Origin of the sequence: Teredinibacter franksiae (genome assembly GCF_014218805.1) — a bacterium.
Classification (GTDB): Bacteria; Pseudomonadota; Gammaproteobacteria; order Pseudomonadales; family Cellvibrionaceae; genus Teredinibacter; species Teredinibacter franksiae.
Genome location: NZ_JACJUV010000001.1, coordinates 1,897,774 through 1,921,675, shown reverse-complemented (window position 1 = coordinate 1,921,675; position 23,902 = coordinate 1,897,774). Strand labels below are relative to the sequence as shown.

Sequence of the window (23,902 nt, the reverse complement as noted above, 5' to 3'; positions counted from 1 at the left end):
AATGATTGACGCACCGATAGAGGCGGCATAAATTTTAAACGGGAGAGGCGTTACTGGGTTTTGGGCAAAGATATAGAACCAAACGTTTAGTGCCAAAGAGTTGTTGCCCATAGCCCTTGTTTGGCAATTTTTCTGGCGTATTCTTGGCCTTGCTCTGGATTTTCTTCCATATAGTGGACGTATAGCTGCAGTCCGTTTGCAGCAGAAAGGCGCGAGCTATACGGGCCAATATCATCTCCCTCGCGGGTGGAAAAAAACCATTGACCGTCGGCACAAAAAAAACGCTCTGATCGGTACCAAACTTTCTCGTGGACTTCGCCTTCTCTAACTAGCATATACATCACTTCCCATTTTAATCTACAACAACTTGATGACTCGCCCCGCTACCGCAATGGGAGTTCTTCGGAGGAGTAACAGCAAGTATAAGAAGCAAAATGTGATGAAGTTAGAATAATTGGTGTGAAGTAGAGCGCTTTTGCTGCTTAAATAGCATGAAAAACGGTCTATTCCTAAAGGTAATAATATTTTGTTCTTTAGCGCGTCTGGGCTTAGACTAATTTTTTTCTTTGAGATGATTAAGCGGTGGCGAAATCTATTCGTTGATCGCACGGGCGATCGGTAACGGTTTGACCTTATCTTATATAATCTAGGTAATTAGTAACCTTTTATGCATATACATATTCTTGGGATTTGTGGGACTTTTATGGGGTCTTTGGCGCAGCTTGCGAGAGCCGCTGGTCACCGGGTGACAGGTGCCGATGTTAGCGTTTATCCGCCTATGAGTACTCAGTTACAGCTAGCGGGAATAGAGCTGATTGAAGGTTTTTCCCGCGATCAATTAAAGCTAAGCCCCGACCTTTTTGTTATAGGCAATGTTGTCTCTCGCGGCAACCCGTTGATGGAGGCCATTCTTGATGCGGGCTGCCCCTATATCTCTGGGCCGCAATGGTTGTCTGATAATATCCTACAGGGGCGTTGGACATTGGCGGTCTCTGGTACACACGGTAAAACAACAACCGCTACAATGCTCGCTTGGATACTGGAATATGCCGGGATGAGCCCCGGCTATCTTATCGGCGGTGTTCCCGGTAATTTTCCCTGTTCAGCTCGACTGGGAGAAAGCGATTTTTTTGTTATTGAGGCAGATGAATACGACACAGCCTTTTTCGATAAACGCTCTAAATTTGTTCATTACCGGCCGAATACCTTAGTGGTGAACAACCTTGAATTTGATCATGCCGACATATTTGCGGACTTGGCGGCGATCCAAACACAATTTCACCACTTGGTGCGCACAGTTCCTGGCAATGGCCTCATTATTTATCCTCGGAATTTACCCGCTGTAGAGCAGGTTTTGGACAAAGGTTGTTGGAGTGAGCGTCAGACGTTTGGTGGCGACGGAGCCGATTGGCAGGTCCTCAGCGCTAGTGCGGATGGCGCGTGTTTTGAGTTGAAAGGCCCTGATCCAAATCAGGCAAGTGGACGTATTCAATGGCGCTTAACAGGGCGCCATAATGTACAAAATGCCGTTGCGGCTGTGGCCGCAGCTCGCCATGTGGGGGTGTTGCCCGAGCTTGCGTGTGAAGCCTTGTGTGCATTTAAAGGTGTAAAGCGCCGAATGGAGCTGCTGGCCGAAATTGGAGCTATAAGGGTATATGACGATTTTGCGCATCACCCCACGGCTATTCAATCGACGTTAGAGGGCTTGCGGGCGAATGTAGGCAGCGAAAATATTTTGGCGATTATCGAGCCGCGCTCCAATACCATGAAGCAGGGTGTACACCGTCATTTGCTGGCAGAAGCGGTGGCCTGCGCCGATCATTGCCTTTGGTTTCAGCCTTCGGCAATGGATTGGTCATTGCAGGAGGCGTTGAAAGCTACACACACGTCTAAGGTTTTCAGCGCTACGGACGATATAATTTGTTCTGTTGCAGCCGCTGTAACAGACTATACAAAACCGCTGCATATTGTGGTGATGAGCAACGGTGGGTTTGCAGGTGTTCACCAAGAGCTCATCAGTGTTTTACGTGAGCGGCACATCAATTAAGCGGGAAGCCCCTAAAAAATGTTTAATAGTACGATTACGCTGGCCATCACCGGCGCCTCGGGTGCGCAATATGGTCTGCGCCTACTGCAGGTACTTCTTGCACAAAACTGCCGGGTGTACCTTATGGTGTCGGGGGCGGCACGCGTGGTTATTGAAACCGAAACAAACCTAGCGCTACCCGCGGGTGATGAAAAAGCACTACAGCTTTTTTTCTCACAGTTATATAACGCCCAGCCTGGACAACTTTATTTGTTCGCAAAGGAGGATTGGATGGCGCCAGTGGCGTCGGGTTCAAGTTCTCCGGCGTCTATGGTTATTTGCCCTGCGTCTGGCGGCACATTGTCCGCTATTGCTTCGGGTGCAAGTAACAACCTCATCGAACGCGCTGCGGATGTGGCGCTGAAGGAGCGGCGCCAACTTATATTGGTGCCACGGGAAACGCCTTATTCCGAAATCCATCTAAAAAACATGTTGAGCCTCACCCAGATGGGCGCGGTTATATTGCCCGCCAGCCCGGGGTTTTATCAAAACCCAGAAGGATTGGAGGATTTGGTCGATTTTATTGTCGCGCGAATACTTGATCAATTACAGTTGCCACACACGCTATTGCCTAAGTGGGGTGAGGGTGGGCTAGCTTCTAAATAATAATCATTGGCCTTCAGAAGTTGGTTCATTAACGAATATTTACGGGTTGGCTAATGACGCATGGGCTTCTGAGCCCTATAATGCGCGGAAATCGAGCGCGATGGATTAGCATTGGAGGCTAACTTTTCTCTTCTTTTACTCTCTACCTGTTAATCTACCTTCTTCCTGTCCAGTTTTTAATGGACCAACTAGGAACCGTGTAAAACCGCCATGTTTGGCAGGCTTTTTAACCAATATATTTCTCTGATCACCCAGTTCCCGAAATCTACCTTAATAATGTTGGGTTGCGTATTAGTGTGGGCGATTATTGGCCTACCAAATTTTAAGCTGGACGCCTCTTCCGATGCGCTAACGCTGGAATATGACGAAGATCTCGATTTTTATCGCGAAGTTATCAAAACCTATAGTAGCGGCGACTTTTTGGTGGTGACCTACCGGCCACACGAGTCGTTATTTAGTCAGGACGTGTTGGCTAACCTACAAGAATTACGCGATGAGTTGGCAGCCGTAGAAGGCGTGGTTAGTCTGAATTCCATTCTCGACGTGCCGTTGCTGTATAGCCCAAAGTTAACGATTTCAGAAATGGTCGCTGGTTCCCGTAATCTTCTGACGCCGGGGGTGGATTTTACCCAGGCTAAGCAGGAGTTCTTGACCAGCCCTGCTTACCGAAACTTGATCCTTGGGCCCGATGGTCAAACAACGGCATTGCAATTAAATCTTCGTGTAGATGAAAAATATATAGAGTTGGTTAAAAAGCGTGACACGCTATCGTTGCAAAAAAAAGCGGGCGAGCTTGCCGATGTTGAGGTACTGCGGCAAGTCAGGGAGGCGCTGCTGATCCACCGTACTGTAGCGTCGGAAAGAGATCACCTGCGCGTTGAGCAGGTTAGAGCAATTGTTGACAAATACCGCAGTGACGCCCAAATTTATGTGGGTGGGCTAACCATGATCACCGCCGATATGATCAGCTTTATTCAAAGCGATTTGGTGGTTTTTGGTACTGCCGTACTGATTTTTATGGTGCTCGTGCTGGCGATTATTTTCCGCTCTTGGCGCTTTGTTGTGATTCCGATGGTTACCTGTATGGCTGCTGTTCTGCTTATGCTCGGTTATGTGAGTTGGGTGGATTGGCGGTTAACGGTTATCTCCTCTAATTTCGTTGCGCTGCTTCTGATTATCTCCCTCGCTATTATTATTCATCTTGTGGTGCGCTACCGAGAGTTTGCTGAGCAGGAGCGCGGCTGGAGTCAGCGCAAACTGGTAACGGAAACCGTTAGATTTATGGTGATGCCGTGCTTGTATACGGTGATGACCTCTGTTGTTGCCTTTGCGTCGTTAGTGGTGAGCAATATTCGTCCGGTCATTGATTTTGGCTGGTTAATGACAATAGGCTTGGTATTGGCTTTTGTATTGGCTTTTACGGTATTGCCTGCAGCATTAATGTTGTTGAAAAAAAATGGTGTGCATAAAGCGGCTAAATCCGAGGGCGATACAGCTGATTCAGCTAAGCTCTCGCAGCCCATAACACTGTATTTTTCCCGGTTTGTAGAGCGCCAGGGTGGCGTGGTGCTGGTTGTGAGTTTTTTGCTTGCTGTGGCCGGCGGCTGGGGTGTCACGCGTTTACAAGTCGAAAATCGGTTTATTGATTACTTTCATGACAGTACCGAGATTTATCAGGGGTTATCGGTAATCGATTCCGAACTCGGTGGAACAACATCGTTAGATATCGTTATTAACCATGCGGCAGAGATCACTGAGCGGCAGTTTGCAGACGAAGACGATCCGTTTGCCGAAGCAGACCCCTTCGATGAAGTTGACCCATTTGAATCTCTAGAGCCGATAACAGAGGAAGACCCGTTCTCGGAAGTTGACCCATTTTCAGAACACGGTGCCGATGAACCCGGCTTTTGGATGACGGTTGCCGGTTTGCGACAGGTAGAAAAAATACACGATTATCTGGAAAGCTTACCGGAAGTGGGTAAAGTGCAGTCGCTGGCTATTCTCTACAAAATTGGCCGGGACATCAGTGGCGGGCTGAATGATGTTGAGCTTGCGGTAATGGAGAAAAAATTACCGCGTGAAGTGAAAAGTGCGCTGATAGATCCCTACCTTTCTTCCGAAAAAAACCAAACGCGTATTACCCTGCGGATTCACGATGGCTACCCTGATTTAAAACGGGCGGAGCTGGTTGAGCGAATTCGTGAATATATTATTAGCGAAGGTATGGCGGCCGAAAATCAGCTGCGATTTACCGGTTTGCTGGTACTGTACAACAATATGTTGCAAAGTTTATTCAGTTCGCAGATCTCAACGTTGGGTACAGTGCTGGTTGGTATCTTCATTATGTTTATAATTTTGTTTCGCTCAATCAAAGTTGCGCTGGTGGCAATAGTGCCAACGATACTTGCGGCTGTTGGCATTCTAGGCTTTATGGGTGTTTTCGGCTTACCGCTGGATATGATGACGATTACAGTAGCGGCCATTACGGTAGGTATCGGTGTTGATAACACTATTCATTATGTACATAGATTTCGACGTGAGCTGGCGGAAGATGGTAATTATATTGCCAGCATGCATCGCGCACATAGCTCCATTGGTCGAGCCATGTTTTATACTTCGGTGATTATTATTTTTGGCTTTGCCATCATGGTGCTCTCGGCGTTTATTCCTACCATATACTTCGGCCTACTGACTGGCTTGGCAATGTTTCTTGCGTTGCTGGGGGCGTTATTGCTATTGCCGAAACTTATTCTTCTGGTTCGGCCTTTCGCGCTTCAAGTCTGAGTATATAGTGCCCGCTGAGCCGGCATACACCGAACCCCACAAAAATACCCAGTAGGTTTGCTGCCGCGTCAAAAAGATCCGGATGGCGCATGGTTGTGAATGCTTGAAAGCTCTCAATTGTCAGCGAATAGATCACCGCAAACAGGATGGCTAAGCGACCGTTGATAGAACCAAAGAAGGCTACCCAGATTGAACCGATTAATAATAGGTTGCCGAGAAAATGGAGCAGCTTATCTGAAAGCGCGCTTGTCCAAACGCCGGGTGAAGAGGACAGCGCCATATAGGCAAACACGCCAAGGGCAACAAGCAGTTGCCCCCTGCGCAGCAGGCGTAAACGAGGATGAAAAAAGAGTGTGTGAAGTGCACTATTTAACGTATTAATAAACATGTTTAAATTTTTGGGAATGTAAGTTTAAATTCTGCGCCACCGAGAGGGCTGTCGCCAATGTCTAATTGCGCAGAATAACTGCTGAGCATGTCGACGACTATTGCCAGGCCAATGCCTTGCCCTTGAACGCTGGTGTCGGCGCGGGCGCCGCGGTTAAGCAGTGTTTTTTTCAAGTGTTCTGGAATGCCTGGGCCGTTGTCGGCGATGACAACCCTTAGTTCTTTTGGCGTTTGGCTAGCGTTAACGTGGAGTTGGTTTTGCCCGTATTTAAACGCATTCTCCAGTAGGTTGCCGAAAATCTCCAGGGCATCGCTTTCATCACCGGGAAATTGCAGGCTTTCATCAATAGCAATCTCTACCGTAAAGGCTTTATCTCCATACACCTTTTCGAGTGCGCTGGTTACGCGCTTAACGGTTTCGGCCAAAGGCGTCTTTACGCGCATACTTGTGGTGCTTTTAAGGGTGGCGCGTTGCAACTGGTGCTGAATGATATCGGCCATCCGCGAAATTTGTTCGTCGATGGCGCTACTCTGACTGTCGTTTTGGGTTTCGAGTTCCGCGCGTATGATAGCTAGCGGTGTTTTTAAGCTATGAGCAAGGTCCGATAAGGTGTTTTTATAGCGTTGGCGCTGGGCCTGTTCGCTGTCGAGCACTTCGTTCAGGTTGCTGATAACCGGGGCAATCTCACTGGGGTATTGGCCTTCAAGGCTGGTATTTTGCCCCTGCTGAAACTTCTTTAATTCGAGCGCCAACCGGTTCAGTGGGCGGAGCCCCCAGCGGGTAATAAAGAATAGCGCGGCAATAAATAAAATAGCGATACCGCCAATCCATAGCCAGAGTACTTCCCGGTAGCTTTTTAATGCATGTTTTAAGTAGCGCTGGTTATGCAGTACGACAAAGCGATATAGGTTGTCTTCTCCCTTTACCTCCCAAACAGAGTCGAAGCTGAAAGAAAAATAAAGGTTGTCAGCAATGGCCACTTCTACGAAGTGTTCGCCACCGGGGATAAACGGTTGTTTCAGGATTTTTTCTGGCGGCTGATCGAGAGTGGGGTGGGAGATGCTCTGCCACATTTTTTCGCCATCTGGCTTTACGATAACCCCAGACAGGCCCGATAGCGGGCGGTTAAAGCGCGGTTCAGCCAGGGCTTCGGGTAATTGCAGTTCTGGATCTTCTTTAAGTGTGCCCGGTTCCGCTGCGCCCATCATTAAATACAGCTGTGATTGCAGGGTCTGTTGTTCAGCATCCAGAAGGCTGTGGTAGAACGCGCGGTCCAGGGAGAACGCGCTGAACACGAGTATCAGCGGTAGCACCAAGGCGGAGGAAAGCGTTAATCGAGCCGCTAAGGACGCAGGCCTGGGTAGCATGCAGTGGCTAACTCCCTTGCTGCAGCGCGAAGCGGTAGCCCTGGCCGCGAACGGTGCTGATAGGCTTAAGGTGGTTGTCGGGATCTAGCTTTTTACGCAGACGACCAATGAATACTTCAATAACATTGCTGTCTCGCTCGAAATCTTGGTGGTAGAGGTGCTCGGTCAGCTCGGTTTTTGATATGGGTTGGCCGGGGTGTAGTGCAAGATATTCGAGGGTGTTGTATTCATAGCTGGTGAGTTCAATAACACTTTGATTAACGCTCACTTGCTTGGTTGAGGTGTCAATAATGATGGGGCCAAAATTCAGCTGTGGTGTGGCGCTGCCGCCTGAACGGCGAATTAAGGCATTGGCTCGTGCGCGCAACTCTTCGGTGTGAAAGGGTTTGACGAGGTAGTCATCGGCACCGGCTTCCAGCCCTTTGACTTTGTCTTGCCAGTGACCTCGAGCGGTGAGAACCAATACCGGGTATTTTTTGCCCGCTGCGCGGAGGCGCTTGATAATCTCTATGCCGTCCATTTTGGGTAGGCCGATATCAATGACCGCCAGATCAAAGTCGTATTCGGTAGCAAAATAGCAGCCATCTTCGCCGTCGGCGGCGGTTTCAATCACAAAATTCTGTGCGCTGAAGTAATCGGCCAGTTGTTGGCGGATGGCGTCTTCGTCTTCAACTATCAGCATTTTCATAGGGCGTTCCTTTCACTCCGACTTTTTTTGTTCGTGCGACGACTATCGACCGAGCACTTTACCTGTGTTGGCATCGACGACAACGATAATTACTTTACCGCTATCCAGTAGTAGCTTGACCCGATAGACGTTATCACTTTTGTTCACGCTCAATATTTTACCGCCATAGCGTTGTTTTGCGGCAAAGGCCGCCTCGCTTTTACTGATGGATGTCTGGGCGAGTTGCCAGCGGGGGTTGGCGACGAATGGCTTTTGGTCAGTGGCTTCTACGGCGACATTATTGACGAAATAGCTGTCCTTGTGGCTATAGCCCAGAGCGCTGGATGTACTTAGCAGTAGCCCCGTCAGCAGGGTATATCGACTGAGTTGTTTTAGGCTTTGAGTGGACATAACGTTAATGTTGAAGTGAGTGAGACCCCATTGTATGCCAAACATAGACGCCAATTCACTCGACATCATCAATCTTCCAGAGGTCGAATGCGAACGGCGACTTTTATTTTCTTGCCTGGGTGCTGCCGTGTGCGGGTGGTGTAGGTTTCGCCACGGTATGCATAGGTGACGTTGTAGCCCACAGGTACAGTTTCAAGGTTGGTCCTGTCTTCAATTATACAGCGTCGCACATCGCGGTAGTTGACCTCGGTGTGAGAGTATTGCTCGTTGCTTTGCCTGCGGCCAACATCGCGACCAATAGTGGCGCCCAGTAATGCACCCACTACCGTGCCCACTTTTTTGTTCTCGTTGCCAGCGCCTACGCTATGACCAATAGCGCCGCCGATGACACTACCGAGCAGAGTACTGGCGGTGTTTGGTGAGTGACCCCCTGCGTGTCGGTATACCGGTGTTTCTTCGCGAACCTGTTCAGTCCAGCAGCTTTCGACGGGAGTGCGGCGCTGTACGGTTTTGATGATGGGATCGACGCTAATCACCCGTGCGTAGGCAACGCGTTTGTGGTTATCATGGCCGCGGGCCAGCGCTAGAGGGCTGATAAAGGCGACGCATAATACCGTAACTGTCAAAGCCAGATTCAGTCGTTTCATTGTCGTTCTCCTCTGTAAGCGGCCCTTTTTTAGGTCTGAATTCAGGTTACGCTCGACAGGCTGAACTGATGCTGAATACTGCTCCTTGATCGATTAGGCTTGAAATTAAAGGTTTGCTTGGATGTTGCAGTATTGTGTTAACACCAAATTTACCGCCTGCTGTAGGTCGTCTACTTGATGGTCGGCGAGCGATACATCCTGTGATATGGAGTAATCGTTCGAGACGGCGATACAGACCATGCCCGCAGCCTTAGCCGAGGCAATACCTGTGCTGCTGTCTTCTATGGCAATGCAGACTTGAGGTTCCACGCCGAGTTTGTGGGCGGTAAGTAGGTAGGTCTCGGGTGCCGGTTTGGTGTGTTCGACGTCGTCTTTGGTGGTAACGGCGGTGAAATATTCGGCTAGTTTGTGGCCTTTGAGGGTGGCATTGGCTTCGGTATCGCTGGCGCCGGTGGCAAGGCCAATTTTTAGCCCGGCATTGCGGCATTGGTCTAGTGCCGGTTTCGCGGTTGCGAATAGGGGGAATGAGTTTTCGCTCAGCCAGGCATGCATGGCTTGGGTGTTTCGCTGGTAAAGTTGCTGTGCATTCAAGTCCAGCGCGTATTGCTGTACGATTGTCTCGGCGTTTTGTAAAGTGGGTACGCCGCAATGGTGATTCAGGTATTCCTGTTTACTGAACTTGATACCAAAGTCGGTGCTCAGTAGTTCTCGCCAGATATTGTAGTGAATACCTTCCGAGTCTACTAGCGTGCCGTCGTGATCAAAAATAATGGCAGAAAAACTCAAATCTTACTCCTGAAATGTTTCGGTGTGAGGGATTTATCTCAGAAGCAATAAAAATCGCTGCTAAGATGTCATGCCCTCGCGTTAGAGCCTAAATCCCGCGATTGTAGCAAATGCTAGTTTACAAAAAGCGGATGATGAGAAATTCCGTGAGTTTAGCCAAGAGTTTAGCCAAGAGTTGCCCAAAGAGTTATCGACAATCCATGAACCGTATTGCTCAACTGACAGTTTTAATGGCCGTGGCCCAGCTGCTGGGGGGGTGTGCCCTGTCCCAACAGAAAGACGAAACAACCATTGCTCAGCAGGATATTCTGGAACAGCAGCAGTTGCTGCTGGATGAACAGGGTCAGCAACTGCAAAGTTTGGTTCAAGCGCAGCGGTTAATGTCGGAGCAAATGCAAAGCCTGCAAACACAGGTGGCGGATATGCACTCAATTGTTACCCGTAAAGATCTTGGGGCTGAACCTCTGGAAACCCGCGAGTCGCCAATAGTGGAACTACCAGTCCCCGCTCTGGCGCTAGGCGCCGATAATAAATTGGTGATTGGCCGGGTTGAGTGGGCCTGGCTGGATATCGCCAATCAGCGATTCAAAGCTCGTATTGATACCGGAGCCGCATCTTCTTTACTGTATGCGGCCGATATTCAACCGTTTGAGCGCAACGGAAGTAAGTGGGTACGATTCCAAATTCCTACCGTGGGTGAAGATCGCTTATTTGAGTCGCCGCTGGTGCGCATTAAGAAAATTCGTCAGACCAACGATGGTGAGGTAGAGAAGCGCCCCGTTGTGCGTTTGATGGTACGCATTGGTGACATCATTGAGGATGTTGAATTCAACCTTTCCGATCGCGATAGTATGATCTACCCCATCTTGCTGGGGCGCAGTTTTTTACAAGACATTGCGGTTGTGGATGTTTCCCAGAAATTTACCCAGCCAAAGGTCGAGCTGGCCAGCCCCTGACATACTCTTAAATCATGGTAAATCGATCACGCGCGTCACTCTTCGTTATTGTGGGCCTGCTACTGTTGGCCGGCAGTCTTCTTACATGGTATCGCCATCAGGTTTTTGATGTGCCATTCCTGCCGGGTGAAAAACGCCAGGTGTGGTCAATTGAGGCGAAGGTTGAGTTTCTCGCCAACGGTGAACCGGTAAAAGCTTCACTCGCGATACCGGCCAGTCAGACGGGCTTCGAGCGTATTGGTGAGCATACCGCCAGCCCTGGTTATGGGTTGGCGTACCTAGAAAATGATGGTGAGCGTCGCGCGCAATGGAGTATTCGCAGTGCTTGGGGTGCTCAATCGCTTTATTACCGGGTAGACATGCAGGTGAACCCCGACCTAGAGGTACCCGGTCGCCCACCTTCCCCGGCGGAAACCCGAGCCTTGCCAGGAGCGGGCCCCCATGAAACCTCGGCGTTACAGTTGCTGACCAATGCGCTGGAGCGTTCGGCCGATAATTTTACCCTCGCACGCGAACTGATCACCGAATTTGGCAACCAAGCTCAGAGCGCCCAATTTTTGGCACAAAAAAAGCCACTTAGCCTGTGGATGGTGCAACTACTCCAGCATGCTGGAGTACCAGCGCAGGAGGTGTTGACCTTGGCGTTGGAGGATGGGCGCCGTCGGCAGCAACTGAATACCTATATACAAGTGTTTGATGGCGATGACTACCAGCTATTTAACCCTTTAACGGGGCGTCAGGGGAGTAGTCGTAACCGGCTGCTGTGGGAGTATCAGTCGGGTTCACTACTGGATATAGTCGGCGGCTCGCAGTCGAGGGTAATGTTTTCGGTGATAGAACAAGAAGTACCGATGGCGCGTGTGCTGAAGCAGGTTAAGGCCAACGGTGTCGCCTTCCTCGACTTTTCTATTCACAGTCTGCCGGTGGAAGAGCAGACGATGTTTAAAGGTATTCTGTTGATTCCAGTGGGGGTGCTGGTGGTGGTGTTTATGCGTGTGCTAATTGGCCTGCGCACCACGGGTACCTTTATGCCGGTACTTATCGCGATCTCCTTTATTCAAACCAGCCTGCTTACCGGTATTATTGGTTTTATATTGATTGTTGGTTTTGGTTTGATCATTCGCAGCTATTTTTCCCATTTGAACTTATTGTTGGTTGCGAGAATTTCGGCTGTGATTATCACGGTTATTTCAATTATCGCGGTGTTTGCTCTGCTGTCGTTTCAGTTGGGTTTGAGTGAGGGCCTCAAGATTACCTTCTTCCCTATGATTATTCTCAGCTGGACGATTGAGCGTATGTCCATTCTCTGGGAGGAGGAAGGCTCCAAGGAGGTGCTGGTACAAGCCGGTGGTTCTTTACTTGTAGCGCTGGCGGCCTATGGGGTGATGATTAATGATATCGTGCGTCATCTCACGTTTAATTTTATTGGCTTGCAGTTGGTGTCGATGGCGCTGGTGATTTTACTGGGCAGTTACACGGGCTATCGTTTGCTGGAATTACGTCGATTCCGCGTGTTGTCGGACTAGCCTATGTTTGGATTTTCGCTCGCCAACCTTTCAGCTCTGCGCGCACGCGGGGTGCTGGGGATGAATCGGCGTAATATTGCCTACATCTCTCGCTACAATCCCCGCCAGCATTTTCCGCTGGTCGATAATAAGCTCAAAACCAAACAGCTTGCACTTGAGTACGATGTTGTGGTGCCCGAGTTGATCTCCGTTATCGACAATCAGCACGATGTAAATTTTCTTGAGCAGCGCTTGCTTGGGCGCGATGGGTTTTGCATAAAACCGGCCAAGGGTTCGGGAGGTAAGGGTATTCTGGTGATTCAGCAATGTCACCAAGGTCAGTATTGTCGTAGTAATGGCCAGGTCATTAGCCTTGATGAGATCAAACGCCATGTGTCCAATATACTGGCGGGCTTGTTTTCGCTTGGCGGAACGGTGGATGTTGCTGTCGTTGAAGCGCTGATTGAAGGTGACGAGAATATAGCCCGTTATTCCCACGAGGGTGTGCCAGATTTACGCCTAATCGTTTTTCGCGGTATTCCGATTATGGCGATGATGCGCCTTGCTTGCGCCGCTTCTCAGGGCAAAGCAAATTTGCATCAGGGGGCTGTTGGTGTGGGTATCGATATTGCCACTGGGCGAGCGGTGCATGCGGTGCAAGACGACCGCCGCATTGAGAATCACCCCGATACGGGTCTTTCGCTAGCCGAATTACAAATACCTCATTGGCAGGCGCTACTGGAGCTGGGTTGTGCCTGTGCCGATATGACCGGTTTGGGGTATTTAGGGGTGGATTTGGTGCTGGATAAAAATATTGGCCCGGCGTTACTTGAGCTGAATGCCCGGCCGGGCCTTTCCATTCAAATTGCAAACGGTAAAGGGTTGTTGCCACGGCTGAAAGCGGTGGAAGCGTTGTCGCGACCCGAGCGACTGTCGGTACCGGATCGAGTGGCCTATGCCTACAACCATTTTGCCGCCTAACTTTACCGCCTTATTGTGCTATTTAGCCCTGTAGTTTTCGCGCCCTCGATAGACATACAAAAGGGATTGCGAATGGGCCAAATATCGACGCCATCACTACCCAAAAGGCGACATTCGCGCGCCTTTTTCTAGCGATTGAATAGCAAATTGCTGCCGATACCACCGTTATTAAAATCAGAATCATCGCTGATGACATAATTTCATTCCTAATTCCCGTATAATGCGCGCTTTAGCCATAATTTTTGATGATTGAAACATGAGTGTAAAAGACTACATGCAAGGGCTGGGTCAAAACGCGCGTGCGGCTTCTCGCGCGATGATGGCTGTCAGCGCCGGCGATAAAAACGCAGCGCTGATTGCCATTGCCGAAGCGCTAGACGCCGCCCGTGAAAGCATAGCCGCAGAAAACGCCCGCGATCTGGAGAATGGTCGTAATAAAGGGCTCGACGCCGCATTACTCGACCGCCTGGAGTTAACGCCTGCGCGTATCGACGGCATGATTGAAGGGTTGCGTCAGGTAGCCGCGTTGGCTGATCCCTGTGGCGAAATCACCGATCTCAAGCGCCGGCCTTCGGGCATTCAAGTGGGCAAAATGCGTGTTCCGCTTGGTGTAGTGGGCATTATTTATGAATCGCGCCCCAACGTTACCGCCGATGCGGCCAGTTTGTGCCTAAAATCCGGTAATGCGACCATTTTGCGTGGTGGTAGTGAGGCTATCCACTCCAACCAAGCCATTGCCAAGTGTATAGGTGCGGGCCTGAAAAAAGTGGGTTTACCCGAAGCGGCTGTCCAGGTTGTCGAAACCACAGATCGCGCCGCGGTAGGCGAGTTAATTACGATGCCGGAGTACGTAGACGTTATTGTTCCTCGCGGTGGCAAGAGCTTGATTGAGCGCATCAGTAAAGACGCGAAAGTGAGTGTCATTAAACATCTCGATGGTATATGCCATGTGTACATCGATGATCAAGCGGATTTAAACAAAGCTTTCGATATCGCGCTTAACAGCAAAACTCACCGCTATGGCGTCTGTAACGCTATGGAAACCTTGCTGGTGGCCGAGTCTGTTGCCGAGCAAATATTACCTCGGCTGGCAAAGGCCTATGCTGATAAAGGTGTAGAGCTGCGTGGCTGCACAAAAACCTTGGCGATTATTGGTGAGGCAAAGCCTGCTACCGAGGAAGACTGGGCGACGGAATATCTTGCGCCAGTTCTAGCAATTCGTATGGTCAGTGGTATGGACGAAGCTATCGATCATATTGCCGATTACAGTTCAGCGCACACCGAAAGTATTGTTACAGAAAATTACACCAAGGCCAGGGCTTTCCTTACCCGGGTGGATTCCAGCTCTGTTATGGTGAACGCCTCAACGCGGTTTGCCGATGGCTTCCAGTATGGCTTAGGGGCTGAAATTGGTATTTCCACCGACAAAATTCATGCGAGAGGCCCTGTGGGTTTAGAGGGTTTAACCTCGCAGAAGTGGATTGTTTTGGGCGATGGTGAAACGCTTAATTGAACCCGTTGTTCTCTTTGGTGGCAGCTTTGACCCCGTTCATCGAGGGCACTTAGAAGCCGCCCGAGAGGCAGCCGAGCAACTGTCCACACGTGACATTCGTTTGATTCCCTGCCATATTCCGCCACACAAGGATGCGCTAAAAACCAAACCGAGTGAGCGGGTGGCAATGCTAGAGCTAGCCTTGGCAGATTATCCTGGGTTTAGTATTGATCGTTGGGAGTTGGAGCAGTCTAAACCTTCCTATACTGTCGATACCTTGCGGCGTTATCGCGAAGAGATTGGCGCCGAGCGTGGTTTGGTTTTTTTGATGGGATGGGATTCGCTACAAACACTGCCCAGCTGGTATGACTGGCAGGCATTGGCCGCACTGACCCATTTTGCCGTTTGGCGCAGGCCCGGTTATTCGGCCTTGCCGAAAGATGTTGAGCATTGGTTGCAGGGGCGTCGCTGTTCGGCCGAACAGTTGGCTGCAAAACCCTGTGGGGGTGTGGCGTTACTGCAAACAACACCCTGCGATGTTTCAGCCACCCAATTGCGTGCACTAAGCGCAACTGGGGTGTCATCGCCACTGTTGCCGGAGGCTGTGGAGCAGTATATTCGTCAGCATAAGCTTTACCAGAATTGTTAGTGGCCCCATTATTAGTGGCGCCGCGTAAAAATTTATTAAGAAATTGTTCCAGGAACTCGTTTAGGAAATTGAATGCAATCTGAATTATCCGATATTGTTGTAAACGCCCTTGAAGATCTTAAAGGGCAGCAGATCCAAAGTCTCGACGTTACAACCCTCAGTAACGTTATGGATACCTTTGTGATCGCCACCGGTACCTCCAGCCGTCACGTAAAATCTCTAGCCAACAATGTTGTGGCCGATGCTAAAGAAAAAGGTTTTCGCCCGATAGGGCTGGAAGGCATGGAAGAGGGCGAGTGGGTGTTAGTGGACTTTGGCGATATGGTCGTACACGTTATGCTCGCCACCACACGCTCCTTCTACGAGCTGGAAAAACTCTGGTCTACAGAGCCTGCTTCTCGTCATCAACCTGAATAACCATTCTCCGCTGCTATGAAAATTAACCTGCTGACGGTTGGTAGTAAGATGCCCGGTTGGGTTCAGCAGGGGTATCAGGAATACGCGAAGCGTATGCCGCGCGAGTTAGAAACTCGGCTTGTGGAACTTCCTCTGGCAAATCGTTCTAAAAATACGAATACCCTGGCAACAAAGGAAGCCGAAGCAGAGCAAATTTTATCGTCGCTGGAGAGCTTGCCGGGGCATAAGTGCATTATTGCATTGGATGTTCTGGGTAAGAGCCTAACGACCGAGAAGCTGGCTGAAAAAATGGCCTCCTGGCAAATGGAGGCTATAACGCCCTGTTTAATCATTGGGGGGCCAGACGGGCTTTCGCAGCGTGTCTTGCAAAAGGCAAATGAAAAGTGGTCGCTATCGGGCCTTACCATGCCACATCCACTGGTGCGTGTTTTGATCATGGAGCAGTTGTATCGTGCCTGGACCATTCTGCAAAACCATCCGTACCATAAATAGGGCGAGCACATGATCTGGGCAGAAAAAGAACTGCACCACTTCAAAGATCACCATCATGAAGCCAGGGTTTTTGGTTTTCGTTTGGCGATTGCGTTCATTATGGTACTTGCTCTTTTCGGCATACTGATAGCGCGCTACTACACATTACAGGTGATCGATTACAATCATTACGTCACGCGTTCCGACAGTAATCGCATCCATGTTCGTCCCATCCCCCCCAATCGCGGTTTAATTTTCGATACCAACGGGGAGTTGTTGGCCGATAATCGGCCGACATTTTCGCTGTCGATCGTGAAAGAACGCACAAAAAACCTAGAAGCTACTATCGAGCAGTTGGCCGATATCATTCAGGTTGAAGATCGTCACCGTGAAAACTTCTATAAGTTATTGGCGCAGCGCCGGCGGCCTTTTGAAGCGGTGCCTTTGCGCTACCGTTTGAATGAAGACGAAATCTCCCGAATTGCCGTCAATGAATTTCGCCTAGAGGGCGTAGAAATTGAAGCGCAATTAACACGTCTATATCCGAAAGGTAGTCTATTTGCACATACGGTGGGCTATGTGGGGCGAATTAACGAAAGAGAGCTGGGTGGTTTTAATGAAGAAACCTATCAGCGCTACAGCGGTACTCACAGTATTGGCAAAATTGGTTTGGAAAAATATTACGAGCGTGCCTTGCTGGGCAAGGTGGGCAGTGAAAATATTGAAACCAATGCTCACGGCCGGGTATTACGTAAACTGGATTCCGTAGACCCAGCACCGGGCAAAGATTTACAGCTCTTTTTGAATTCGGGCTTACAGACTGTTGCCAAGCGCGCGCTTGACGGCCGCAGAGGCGCGGTTGTTGCGATAGATGTGCAGACCGGGGGGGTGCTGGCCATGGTGAGTGCGCCCACCTACGATCCCAATTTATTCGTTACGGGTATTAGTTTTGCTGATTATAAGTTGTTGAATGAATCGCGTGACCTGCCTCTTTTTAATCGTACGATTCAGGGGCAGTATCCGCCGGGCTCCACTATTAAGCCTATGTTGGGCCTTGGTGCTTTGCATCATCAGGTTGTGAATTTTGGAACCCATATTTCAGATCCTGGTTACTATCAGCTGGAAAACGACGAGCGTTTTTACCGTGACTGGAAAAAGGGGGGGCACGGAAAAAGCGTCAATTTAAACCAGGCCATAGTTGAATCCTGTGATACTTTTTTCTATGACATGGCATTTCGTATGGGTGTTGATCGGATGCACAGCTTCGGCAAACAATTTGGCCTTGGTAAGCGTACGGGAATTGAAGTGCCCAGTGAGCGCCCGGGTTTGTGGCCTTCACGGGATTGGAAAAAGGCCACTCGGGGTATGCACTGGTTTCCCGGCGATAGTCTTAATGTGAGTATTGGCCAAGGCGATGTATTAACCACACCGCTGCAATTGGCGGTAATGACTTCTACGCTAGCGTCTAGGGGGCAGCATATAAAGCCACGGTTGGTTAAGCGTATAGGTGATAAAGACACAAAAAAAGTCGTTGTTGATAAAGTTGATGTCGATGACCTCTATTGGGATTTCGTCTTGAAAGCAATGGAAGGCGTAGTGCATAGCCGGCGCGGAACAGCCCATCGAATTGGCGTAGGCACTGAGTATCGTATGGGAGGTAAAACCGGTACAGCGCAAAAAGTGGGTATCGCGCAGGACGAAGAATACGATGCGAATAAAATTAATGAACGCAATTGGGATCATGCGCTCTACATAGGCTTCGCGCCTATAGAAAACCCTCAAATAGCCACGGCTATTATTGTCGAAAATGGCGAGCATGGCTCCAGCGCCGCTGCACCTATGGCGAGAAAACTTTTTGATGCCTATTTTAAGCAATATCCTTTGGAGCAAAATGTAGGGCAGGTGAATCGATGAAATTAGCCAGTCAGGATTTTGTCCGGCGCCTGCCAGATTCCAATCAAGATTTTGCTCGTGCTGCGGGCATGTGGAAACGCCTGCATATCGACCCGATTTTGTTGCTGCTCCTACTGTTATTAACCTGCTACGGCGTGGTGGTTCTCTATAGTGCGAGTGGACAGCAAGAAATTTTAGTTCGTCGTCAATTGATCTTTTTTATCATTGCGTATGTGGCCATGTTTATTACCGCCCAGCTCGATATAGAAATGGTGCGGCGTTGGGCGCCCTGGTTTTACCTTGGTGGCATTGTGTTGTTGGTTCTGGTGTTCTTTTGGGGGGTAGGCGCAAAGGGCGCGCAGCGTTGGCTCAGTTTGGGTTTTATGCGTTTTCAGCCGTCGGAGGTTATGAAGTTGGCGGTGCCTATTGCCACGGCTGCGTATTTTTCTTCACGTGCACTGCCGCCGCAGTTTAAGCATATTTTTGTTTGTCTGTTCATTATTGTCGTGCCTGCTATTTTAATTTTTAAGCAGCCGGATCTGGGTACTGCAATTCTCATTTCTGCTTCGGGTATTATTGTGCTTTTTCTTGCAGGCTTACCATGGCGATACATTATTGGCAGTATTGTCGTATTGGCCGCCAGTATCTGGCCCATGTGGCATTGGGTAATGAAGGACTACCAGAAGCAGCGGGTGTTGACCCTGCTCGACCCCGAAGCCGACAAGCTAGGTGCGGGTTGGAATATTATTCAGTCAAAAACCGCTATTGGCTCAGGTGGGTTACAGGGCAAGGGGCTTTTTAATGGTACCCAGTCGCAATTGGACTTTCTGCCCGAGAGCCACACAGATTTTATTATCGCGGTTATGGCCGAGGAATTTGGTTTGATTGGTGTTTTAGTTCTAATCGCTTTGTACCTGTTGGTCATTGCCCGCGGATTATTTATCGCTTTAAATGCCCAAAGTATGTTTGGTCGGCTATTAGCGGGGAGCGTTACGCTGACATTTTTTGTCTATGTGTTCGTAAATATCGGCATGGTGGCTGGCATGCTGCCGGTCGTAGGTGTACCTTTGCCGTTGGTGAGCCTTGGCGGAACGTCTATTGTTACCATGTTGACCGGGTTCGGATTATTAATGGCTATAGCCACAGAAAAGAAACGTGTTTCCTGATGCTGAATCGTTTAGTTGTTGTTCTATTAATGGCTTTTGCCTCTGTTGTCGTGTCGGCCGATTATGCCGGTCATAAAAGTGCGCCTGCGTTTATCGATAAAATGGTAACGGTTCACGGGTTCGACGAAGCGCAAGTTACGGGCTGGCTGACAGCTGCAGAAAAGAAGCAGTCTATTCTGGATGCCATTTCGCGCCCTGCTGAAAAAACCATGACCTGGAAGAGTTACCGAAATATCTTTCTCGGGCAAAAGCGTATCGATCAGGGTGTTTTATTTTGGAATGAAAATAAAGAAACCCTGCGGCGAGCTTCGGCTGAGCTGGGTGTGGACGAGCAAATCATTGTGTCCATTATTGGCGTAGAAACCCGGTATGGGCGTAATACCGGTAAGTATCGAGTGATTGATGCTTTGGCAACCTTGGGTTTTGACTATGAACCGAGATCAAAGTTTTTTGCCAAAGAGTTAGAGCAGTTCTTGTTGCTGGCGCGTGAGCAAAATCAGGACCCTTTAACGCTTAAGGGCTCCTATGCGGGGGCGATGGGTTACGGCCAATTTATTCCCAGCAGTTATCGTGCCTATGCTATCGATTTTGATGGTGACGGCATCGCCGATATTTGGAACAATCCTGTTGATGCTATTGGCAGTGTTGCGAATTACTTTAAACAGCATCGCTGGGAAAAGGGTGAGGTGGTGTTTAGCCGTGCCCATATTAGTGATAACTACGATAAGTCTACGCTCAATGAAAAAATACGACCCCATTATACCCTTGATGAAGTAGTGGGCTTTGGTTTTACACCGGTGAACACGGAACTCAGCGGTAACGAAAAGGTCGTACCTCTAATGTACGAGGGCAAATACGGAAAGGAATTTTGGTTGGGTTTTGATAACTTTTACGTAATAACCCGCTATAATCGCAGCCGGTTATATGCCATGGCTGTTTGGCAGCTCAGTGAGGAGTTGCGTTTTAGCTTTGAGAAACAATTGCACCACTAAAGATGGGTAGCAGTAAGATTGGCTTTTCGTAACAGTGATTCAGTTTACATATTCGGGTTTCGTTTTGGTGCCCTGTTGTGCGTTCTATTGCTAAGCGCTTGTCAAAGCCCTAGCCGCTATTCTATCAAGCAGGATACTGGCCCCTCGCAATCGGTAAGTGTTAACCATATACCTGATGCGGTGCCACGGGTAGAACCGCGCACCATAGCGGGAAACAAAAGCCCCTACACCGTTCTCGGCAAAACCTATCGCGTCATTGGTGCCCCGGAAAACTACAAGGCGGAAGGTTTTGCATCGTGGTACGGGAAAAAATTTCACGGCCATAAAACCTCAAACGGTGAAATTTACAACATGTACGGCATGACCGCCGCACACAAATCCCTGCCGATTCCTAGCTACGTTCGTGTAACCAATAAAAATAACGGTACTAGTGCCATTGTGCGGATTAACGATCGCGGCCCTTTTCATGAGGGCCGGGTGATTGACCTTACCTACACAGCAGCGAAAAAGCTGGGGTTTGTAGACCAAGGTACAGCACCGGTTATTGTCGAGTATATCGACCCGGTAAAATACAATAAAACTGCGCTGCCTGTTGATAGCGCCACTAATACCAGCGTACTTCAAGCGTCGGTTGCGGGGCAGCCCAAAGCGCCGCAGCCTAAACACTCCGGCGGCTACGAAATTCCCGCCAATACTTATTTGCAGGTGGGAGCTTTCAGTAAGCGCGAATCGGCGGAAACGTTACAGCACACCCTGCAAAGTGTTACGCAGTACCCGGTGAATATCTATGCACCGGATACTTCCCGTTGGTTTCGTGTGCGTATTGGGCCGTTAAAAGATAATTTGGATGTGATTTTGTTGCGCAATAAGCTGGCCGACAATCAGTTGCCCGAAGCGCATGTTGTTTATCAGTAAAGGGTCAATTGCGATTAAAGCTCGGTGGAGCTAATGCGGTAGTTATTGCCACCGCTGGCTTTAACCAGCTCCGAAGATTTGTCGGCGAGAGCTAAAAGTTCCTGCGGGTTCACCGAGTGGTCGGGGAATAGCGCGACGCCGATACTGACATGCAGGTCAATACTGGTATTATTAAAGGTGATGGGGTTGTTTACCGTGGCCAGTAGCTTTCTGGCAATGAGTCGTACTTGATTTTCGTCCTTTTGGTCGGCAAAAATGGCCACAAATTCATCTCCGCCTATTCGGCTTAGCGTGTCGGCCGCCCTCACAATACTGGCAATGCGTGAAGCGAGTGTGCGCAATACGAGGTCGCCGGCCTGATTGCCGTGGCGCTCATTAATGTCGCGAAAATTATCGACATCTAAAAACATCACCGCACCCATACAGTCGCTGCGTTTAATGCGGTCGAGTTCATGGCGCAGGCGGTCTAGGGTGACCTGTAACACGGGTAGGCTTGTGAGAGGGTCGTATTGCCCTTGGTGTGATGATTGCCCTTCTTTTTGCGCTTTGTCGAGCTGGTCGCTGTGGAGTTGCTCCTGATTTTTTAAATACCCGCTGATCACTGGAATAAAAGCAAAGGACGCGATCGCCAGTGCGATCCAGCTTAATAGTGATGTAATACCGCTGGAGGACCCTGGCCAATGGACAAACTGATAGAAAATAAAACCGCTAAGTGCAAATACAACGAGTGTTGCGATGGAGATTGTAAGCGTAGTGGTATAGCCCAGCACAAAGGACATAACCACCGCTGTTGCCAAGAACAGTGGCAGCGCAACACTGGCAAACCCCAGTTGTAATATGGTTGAAACGCAATAGGCCATGACTAAGCCGGTAAGTACTAGGGTTAGGTGGGTGTTAGTAAGGTGATTTCGGTAGGCCCAAGCGGCGGCGGCGAGTATGCCAATGAGCAAATGTACGGCATCGACGAGAAGCCAGCCTGTGCTCAGAATACGCACAAAGCTCACAACCACAATGAACAGCACGGCTAGTAATGATTGCGTTAGCAGGCGGTTTTGAAGGTTGCTTAGCAGCGGATTGGTCTGGGTAATACTGGCTGTGGTCATACTGCGTTTCTTTATTGAGTCCTTTTAAATACTTCGCGCTTCCAATGCGGGCAGCTCCGTTAGGGTACCGCAAAATGGTAGTGAAGTATCTATGAGTATAGATGGCTCGTTGAGCTGCCGGAGGATTTGCCACCTGTATGGCTGAGTTTGGCGATATGCGGTGTGCGAGCCTAATAATGTATACATAGCTTGGGTGGCTTTTTGTCCTCGGGGCGGCTTTATGGGGGCTGCCTGAGGAGCGGCGTCGAGGGTGGATTTACCCGTATGGAATTTCGATGTGCGGTTGGCCTCAATGTTAGGCGCGGCCGTTCAAGCCCCGAAATGCGCGCTGTATTCGGGTTTTTTTCTCAAAACTGATACAATCGCGGCACTTTGCCGGGATACCCCCCTCTAAATCATTTCTAACTTCATATAGGTTATATTCTAAACGATGCGATTTCACATACCGCGTGACGCTAAGCTTTTGCTTAAATCGGGCTTTTTTGCCGTTCTTTCGCTTGTTTGGGGAGGCCAAGTACAGGCTGCTCAGGTCATTATTCCTGCGCCACCTCAGTTGGCGGCAAAAGCTTACCTGTTGGTCGATGCTGACACCGGCGAGGTGATTGTGGAAAGCAATGCCGATGAGCTATTGCCTCCCGCCAGCCTTACAAAAATGATGACCAGCTATATCGTTTCCGAGGAAATTCATGCCGGTCGCCTTAAAGAAACCGACTTGGTGCGCGTAAGCGTGGATGCTTGGCGTCGCGGAGGGAGTGCCAGTGGTAGCTCTACCATGTTCTTAAAAGAAGGCAGTGAAGTTCCGGTTCTCGACATGCTTCGTGGGGTCATTATTCAGTCGGGCAACGACGCTTCTATTGCGCTGGCTGAGCATATAGCTGGCAGTGAGGAAGCCTTCGCCGAGGTAATGAACCAGCAGGCGCAGTTATTGGGCATGACCAGCTCGAACTTTCGCAATGCAACGGGCTGGCCTGCTGAAGGGCATTTAACGAACGCGCGTGATCTGTCTATATTGGCGCGCGCGCTGATCAATGACCATCCCGAGCACTACAAGCTGTATTCAGAAAGGTATTTGAAACATAACGGCATAAACCAGCCTAACCGCAACAAGCTATTATTTACCAATAAGTATGTCGACGGCCTTAAAACCGGGCATACAAAAGAAGCAGGTTACTGCTTGGTTGCGTCATCCGTTCGCAACGGTATGCGCTTGGTATCGGTGGTTATGGGTACGCGTTCGGAAAGCTCGCGTGCGGTCGAGTCGCAAAAGCTGTTGGCCTACGGTTTTCGCTACTATCAAACACATAAGCTCTACAGTGCGGGTGAAGTGCTGGGGCAAACGAGAGTATGGGGTGGTGAGCCACAACAGTTAACCCTGACAATAGCGAAGGACCTGCCGGCGACTATCCCACGCGGTGCGCAAGATAAAGTCAAAGCTGAAATTCAAATGGAAGCCGACATTGAAGCGCCGGTTGCCAAAGGCCAGGTGATGGGTAAACTACAGGTAACGCTAGACGGCGAACTGTTAATTGAAACTGATTTGGTTGCGGCCACCGATATTGCCGAAGCCGGTTTGTTGGATCGGGCATGGGACGCCGTACTCCGCATGTTCGAGGAGTAGAA

23 protein-coding genes are annotated in these 23,902 nt (G+C 49.6%); 15 read left to right on the top strand and 8 right to left on the bottom strand.

Translation table 11 applies throughout. The features are described from left to right. Positions 1-86: 86 nt before the first annotated feature. Positions 87-335, bottom strand: coding sequence for a DUF6316 family protein (locus H5336_RS07935; protein WP_185233086.1), 249 nt, complete (start codon positions 333-335; stop codon positions 87-89). Positions 336-667: 332 nt separating this feature from the next. Between H5336_RS07935 and mpl the strand changes: the two genes are divergently transcribed. The 3 genes from mpl (at position 668) to H5336_RS07920 (ending at position 5,476) form a co-directional block, all read left to right on the top strand. Further along, a complete protein-coding gene (gene mpl / locus H5336_RS07930; RefSeq protein WP_185233084.1) occupies positions 668-2,047 on the top strand; it encodes a UDP-N-acetylmuramate:L-alanyl-gamma-D-glutamyl-meso-diaminopimelate ligase in 1,380 nt (459 codons plus the stop codon). Between the two features lie 18 nt (positions 2,048-2,065). Beyond that, the gene (locus H5336_RS07925; RefSeq protein WP_185233082.1) at positions 2,066-2,692 is read left to right on the top strand and encodes a flavin prenyltransferase UbiX; all 627 of its coding nucleotides are present in this window, start codon (positions 2,066-2,068) and stop codon (positions 2,690-2,692) included. A 210-nt stretch (positions 2,693-2,902) separates the two neighbouring features. Then, positions 2,903-5,476 carry an efflux RND transporter permease subunit gene (locus tag H5336_RS07920; protein WP_185233080.1) on the top strand — a complete coding sequence of 858 codons (2,574 nt, stop codon included), beginning with the start codon at positions 2,903-2,905 and terminating at the stop codon, positions 5,474-5,476. On the opposite strand, the gene H5336_RS07915 is transcribed toward H5336_RS07920, so the two are convergent. The 6 genes from H5336_RS07915 to H5336_RS07890 all read right to left on the bottom strand — a co-directional run bounded on the left by H5336_RS07915 (position 5,439) and on the right by H5336_RS07890 (position 9,742). Continuing rightward, complete coding sequence (locus H5336_RS07915; RefSeq protein ID WP_185233078.1) at positions 5,439-5,864, bottom strand: VanZ family protein; 426 nt, start codon at positions 5,862-5,864, stop codon at positions 5,439-5,441. The genes H5336_RS07920 and H5336_RS07915 overlap by 38 nt on opposite strands. 2 nt (positions 5,865-5,866) lie before the next feature. Then, complete coding sequence (locus H5336_RS07910) at positions 5,867-7,231, bottom strand: ATP-binding protein (RefSeq protein WP_185233076.1); 1,365 nt, start codon at positions 7,229-7,231, stop codon at positions 5,867-5,869. Between the two features lie 7 nt (positions 7,232-7,238). Further along, a complete protein-coding gene (locus tag H5336_RS07905; RefSeq protein WP_185233074.1) occupies positions 7,239-7,919 on the bottom strand; it encodes a response regulator transcription factor in 681 nt (226 codons plus the stop codon). A gap of 42 nt (positions 7,920-7,961) precedes the next feature. After that, the gene (locus H5336_RS07900; RefSeq protein WP_246439054.1) at positions 7,962-8,378 is read right to left on the bottom strand and encodes a PepSY domain-containing protein; all 417 of its coding nucleotides are present in this window, start codon (positions 8,376-8,378) and stop codon (positions 7,962-7,964) included. Beyond that, the gene (locus H5336_RS07895) at positions 8,378-8,956 is read right to left on the bottom strand and encodes a glycine zipper 2TM domain-containing protein (protein ID WP_185233072.1); all 579 of its coding nucleotides are present in this window, start codon (positions 8,954-8,956) and stop codon (positions 8,378-8,380) included. Before H5336_RS07895 ends, H5336_RS07900 begins: the two co-directional genes overlap by 1 nt. A 105-nt stretch (positions 8,957-9,061) precedes the next feature. Continuing rightward, the gene (locus H5336_RS07890; RefSeq protein ID WP_185233070.1) at positions 9,062-9,742 is read right to left on the bottom strand and encodes an HAD family hydrolase; all 681 of its coding nucleotides are present in this window, start codon (positions 9,740-9,742) and stop codon (positions 9,062-9,064) included. 200 nt (positions 9,743-9,942) lie between these two features. Here H5336_RS07890 and H5336_RS07885 point away from each other — a divergent pair, with 200 nt between their 5' ends. From H5336_RS07885 to H5336_RS07835, 11 genes are all read left to right on the top strand, one after another. Then, positions 9,943-10,698 carry an ATP-dependent zinc protease family protein gene (locus tag H5336_RS07885; protein WP_185233068.1) on the top strand — a complete coding sequence of 252 codons (756 nt, stop codon included), beginning with the start codon at positions 9,943-9,945 and terminating at the stop codon, positions 10,696-10,698. A gap of 14 nt (positions 10,699-10,712) precedes the next feature. Then, positions 10,713-12,224, top strand: a complete 1,512-nt coding sequence (locus H5336_RS07880) for an inactive transglutaminase family protein (protein WP_185233066.1) — start codon at positions 10,713-10,715, stop codon at positions 12,222-12,224. A 3-nt stretch (positions 12,225-12,227) separates the two neighbouring features. After that, on the top strand, positions 12,228-13,184 hold the full coding sequence (locus H5336_RS07875; protein ID WP_185233064.1) for an alpha-L-glutamate ligase-like protein: 957 nt from the start codon (positions 12,228-12,230) through the stop codon (positions 13,182-13,184). A gap of 256 nt (positions 13,185-13,440) precedes the next feature. Then, positions 13,441-14,697, top strand: coding sequence for a glutamate-5-semialdehyde dehydrogenase (locus tag H5336_RS07870; protein ID WP_185233062.1), 1,257 nt, complete (start codon positions 13,441-13,443; stop codon positions 14,695-14,697). Continuing rightward, complete coding sequence (gene nadD, locus H5336_RS07865) at positions 14,678-15,325, top strand: nicotinate-nucleotide adenylyltransferase (RefSeq protein ID WP_185233060.1); 648 nt, start codon at positions 14,678-14,680, stop codon at positions 15,323-15,325. The genes H5336_RS07870 and nadD overlap by 20 nt, the downstream gene beginning before the upstream one ends. Before the next feature lie 72 nt (positions 15,326-15,397). Next, complete coding sequence (gene rsfS, locus H5336_RS07860) at positions 15,398-15,742, top strand: ribosome silencing factor (RefSeq protein ID WP_185233058.1); 345 nt, start codon at positions 15,398-15,400, stop codon at positions 15,740-15,742. A 15-nt stretch (positions 15,743-15,757) separates the two neighbouring features. After that, positions 15,758-16,234 (top strand): 23S rRNA (pseudouridine(1915)-N(3))-methyltransferase RlmH, encoded by a 477-nt coding sequence (rlmH, locus tag H5336_RS07855; protein ID WP_185233056.1) that lies wholly within the window; start codon positions 15,758-15,760, stop codon positions 16,232-16,234. A 9-nt stretch (positions 16,235-16,243) separates the two neighbouring features. Continuing rightward, positions 16,244-18,127, top strand: coding sequence for a penicillin-binding protein 2 (gene mrdA / locus H5336_RS07850; protein WP_185233054.1), 1,884 nt, complete (start codon positions 16,244-16,246; stop codon positions 18,125-18,127). Then, positions 18,124-19,272 (top strand): rod shape-determining protein RodA, encoded by a 1,149-nt coding sequence (gene rodA / locus H5336_RS07845; RefSeq protein ID WP_185233052.1) that lies wholly within the window; start codon positions 18,124-18,126, stop codon positions 19,270-19,272. The genes mrdA and rodA overlap by 4 nt, the downstream gene beginning before the upstream one ends. Then, positions 19,272-20,264, top strand: coding sequence for a lytic murein transglycosylase B (mltB, locus tag H5336_RS07840; RefSeq protein WP_185233050.1), 993 nt, complete (start codon positions 19,272-19,274; stop codon positions 20,262-20,264). Before rodA ends, mltB begins: the two co-directional genes overlap by 1 nt. An 18-nt stretch (positions 20,265-20,282) precedes the next feature. Further along, the gene (locus H5336_RS07835; protein ID WP_246439053.1) at positions 20,283-21,179 is read left to right on the top strand and encodes a septal ring lytic transglycosylase RlpA family protein; all 897 of its coding nucleotides are present in this window, start codon (positions 20,283-20,285) and stop codon (positions 21,177-21,179) included. A gap of 14 nt (positions 21,180-21,193) precedes the next feature. On the opposite strand, the gene H5336_RS07830 is transcribed toward H5336_RS07835, so the two are convergent. After that, entirely contained in the window at positions 21,194-22,282 is a 1,089-nt protein-coding gene (locus H5336_RS07830) for a GGDEF domain-containing protein (protein ID WP_185233048.1), read from the bottom strand. Between the two features lie 430 nt (positions 22,283-22,712). Between H5336_RS07830 and H5336_RS07825 the strand changes: the two genes are divergently transcribed. Continuing rightward, positions 22,713-23,900: a D-alanyl-D-alanine carboxypeptidase family protein gene (locus H5336_RS07825; RefSeq protein ID WP_185233038.1), complete on the top strand. Its 1,188-nt coding sequence runs from the start codon at positions 22,713-22,715 to the stop codon at positions 23,898-23,900. Positions 23,901-23,902: the final 2 nt, after the last annotated feature.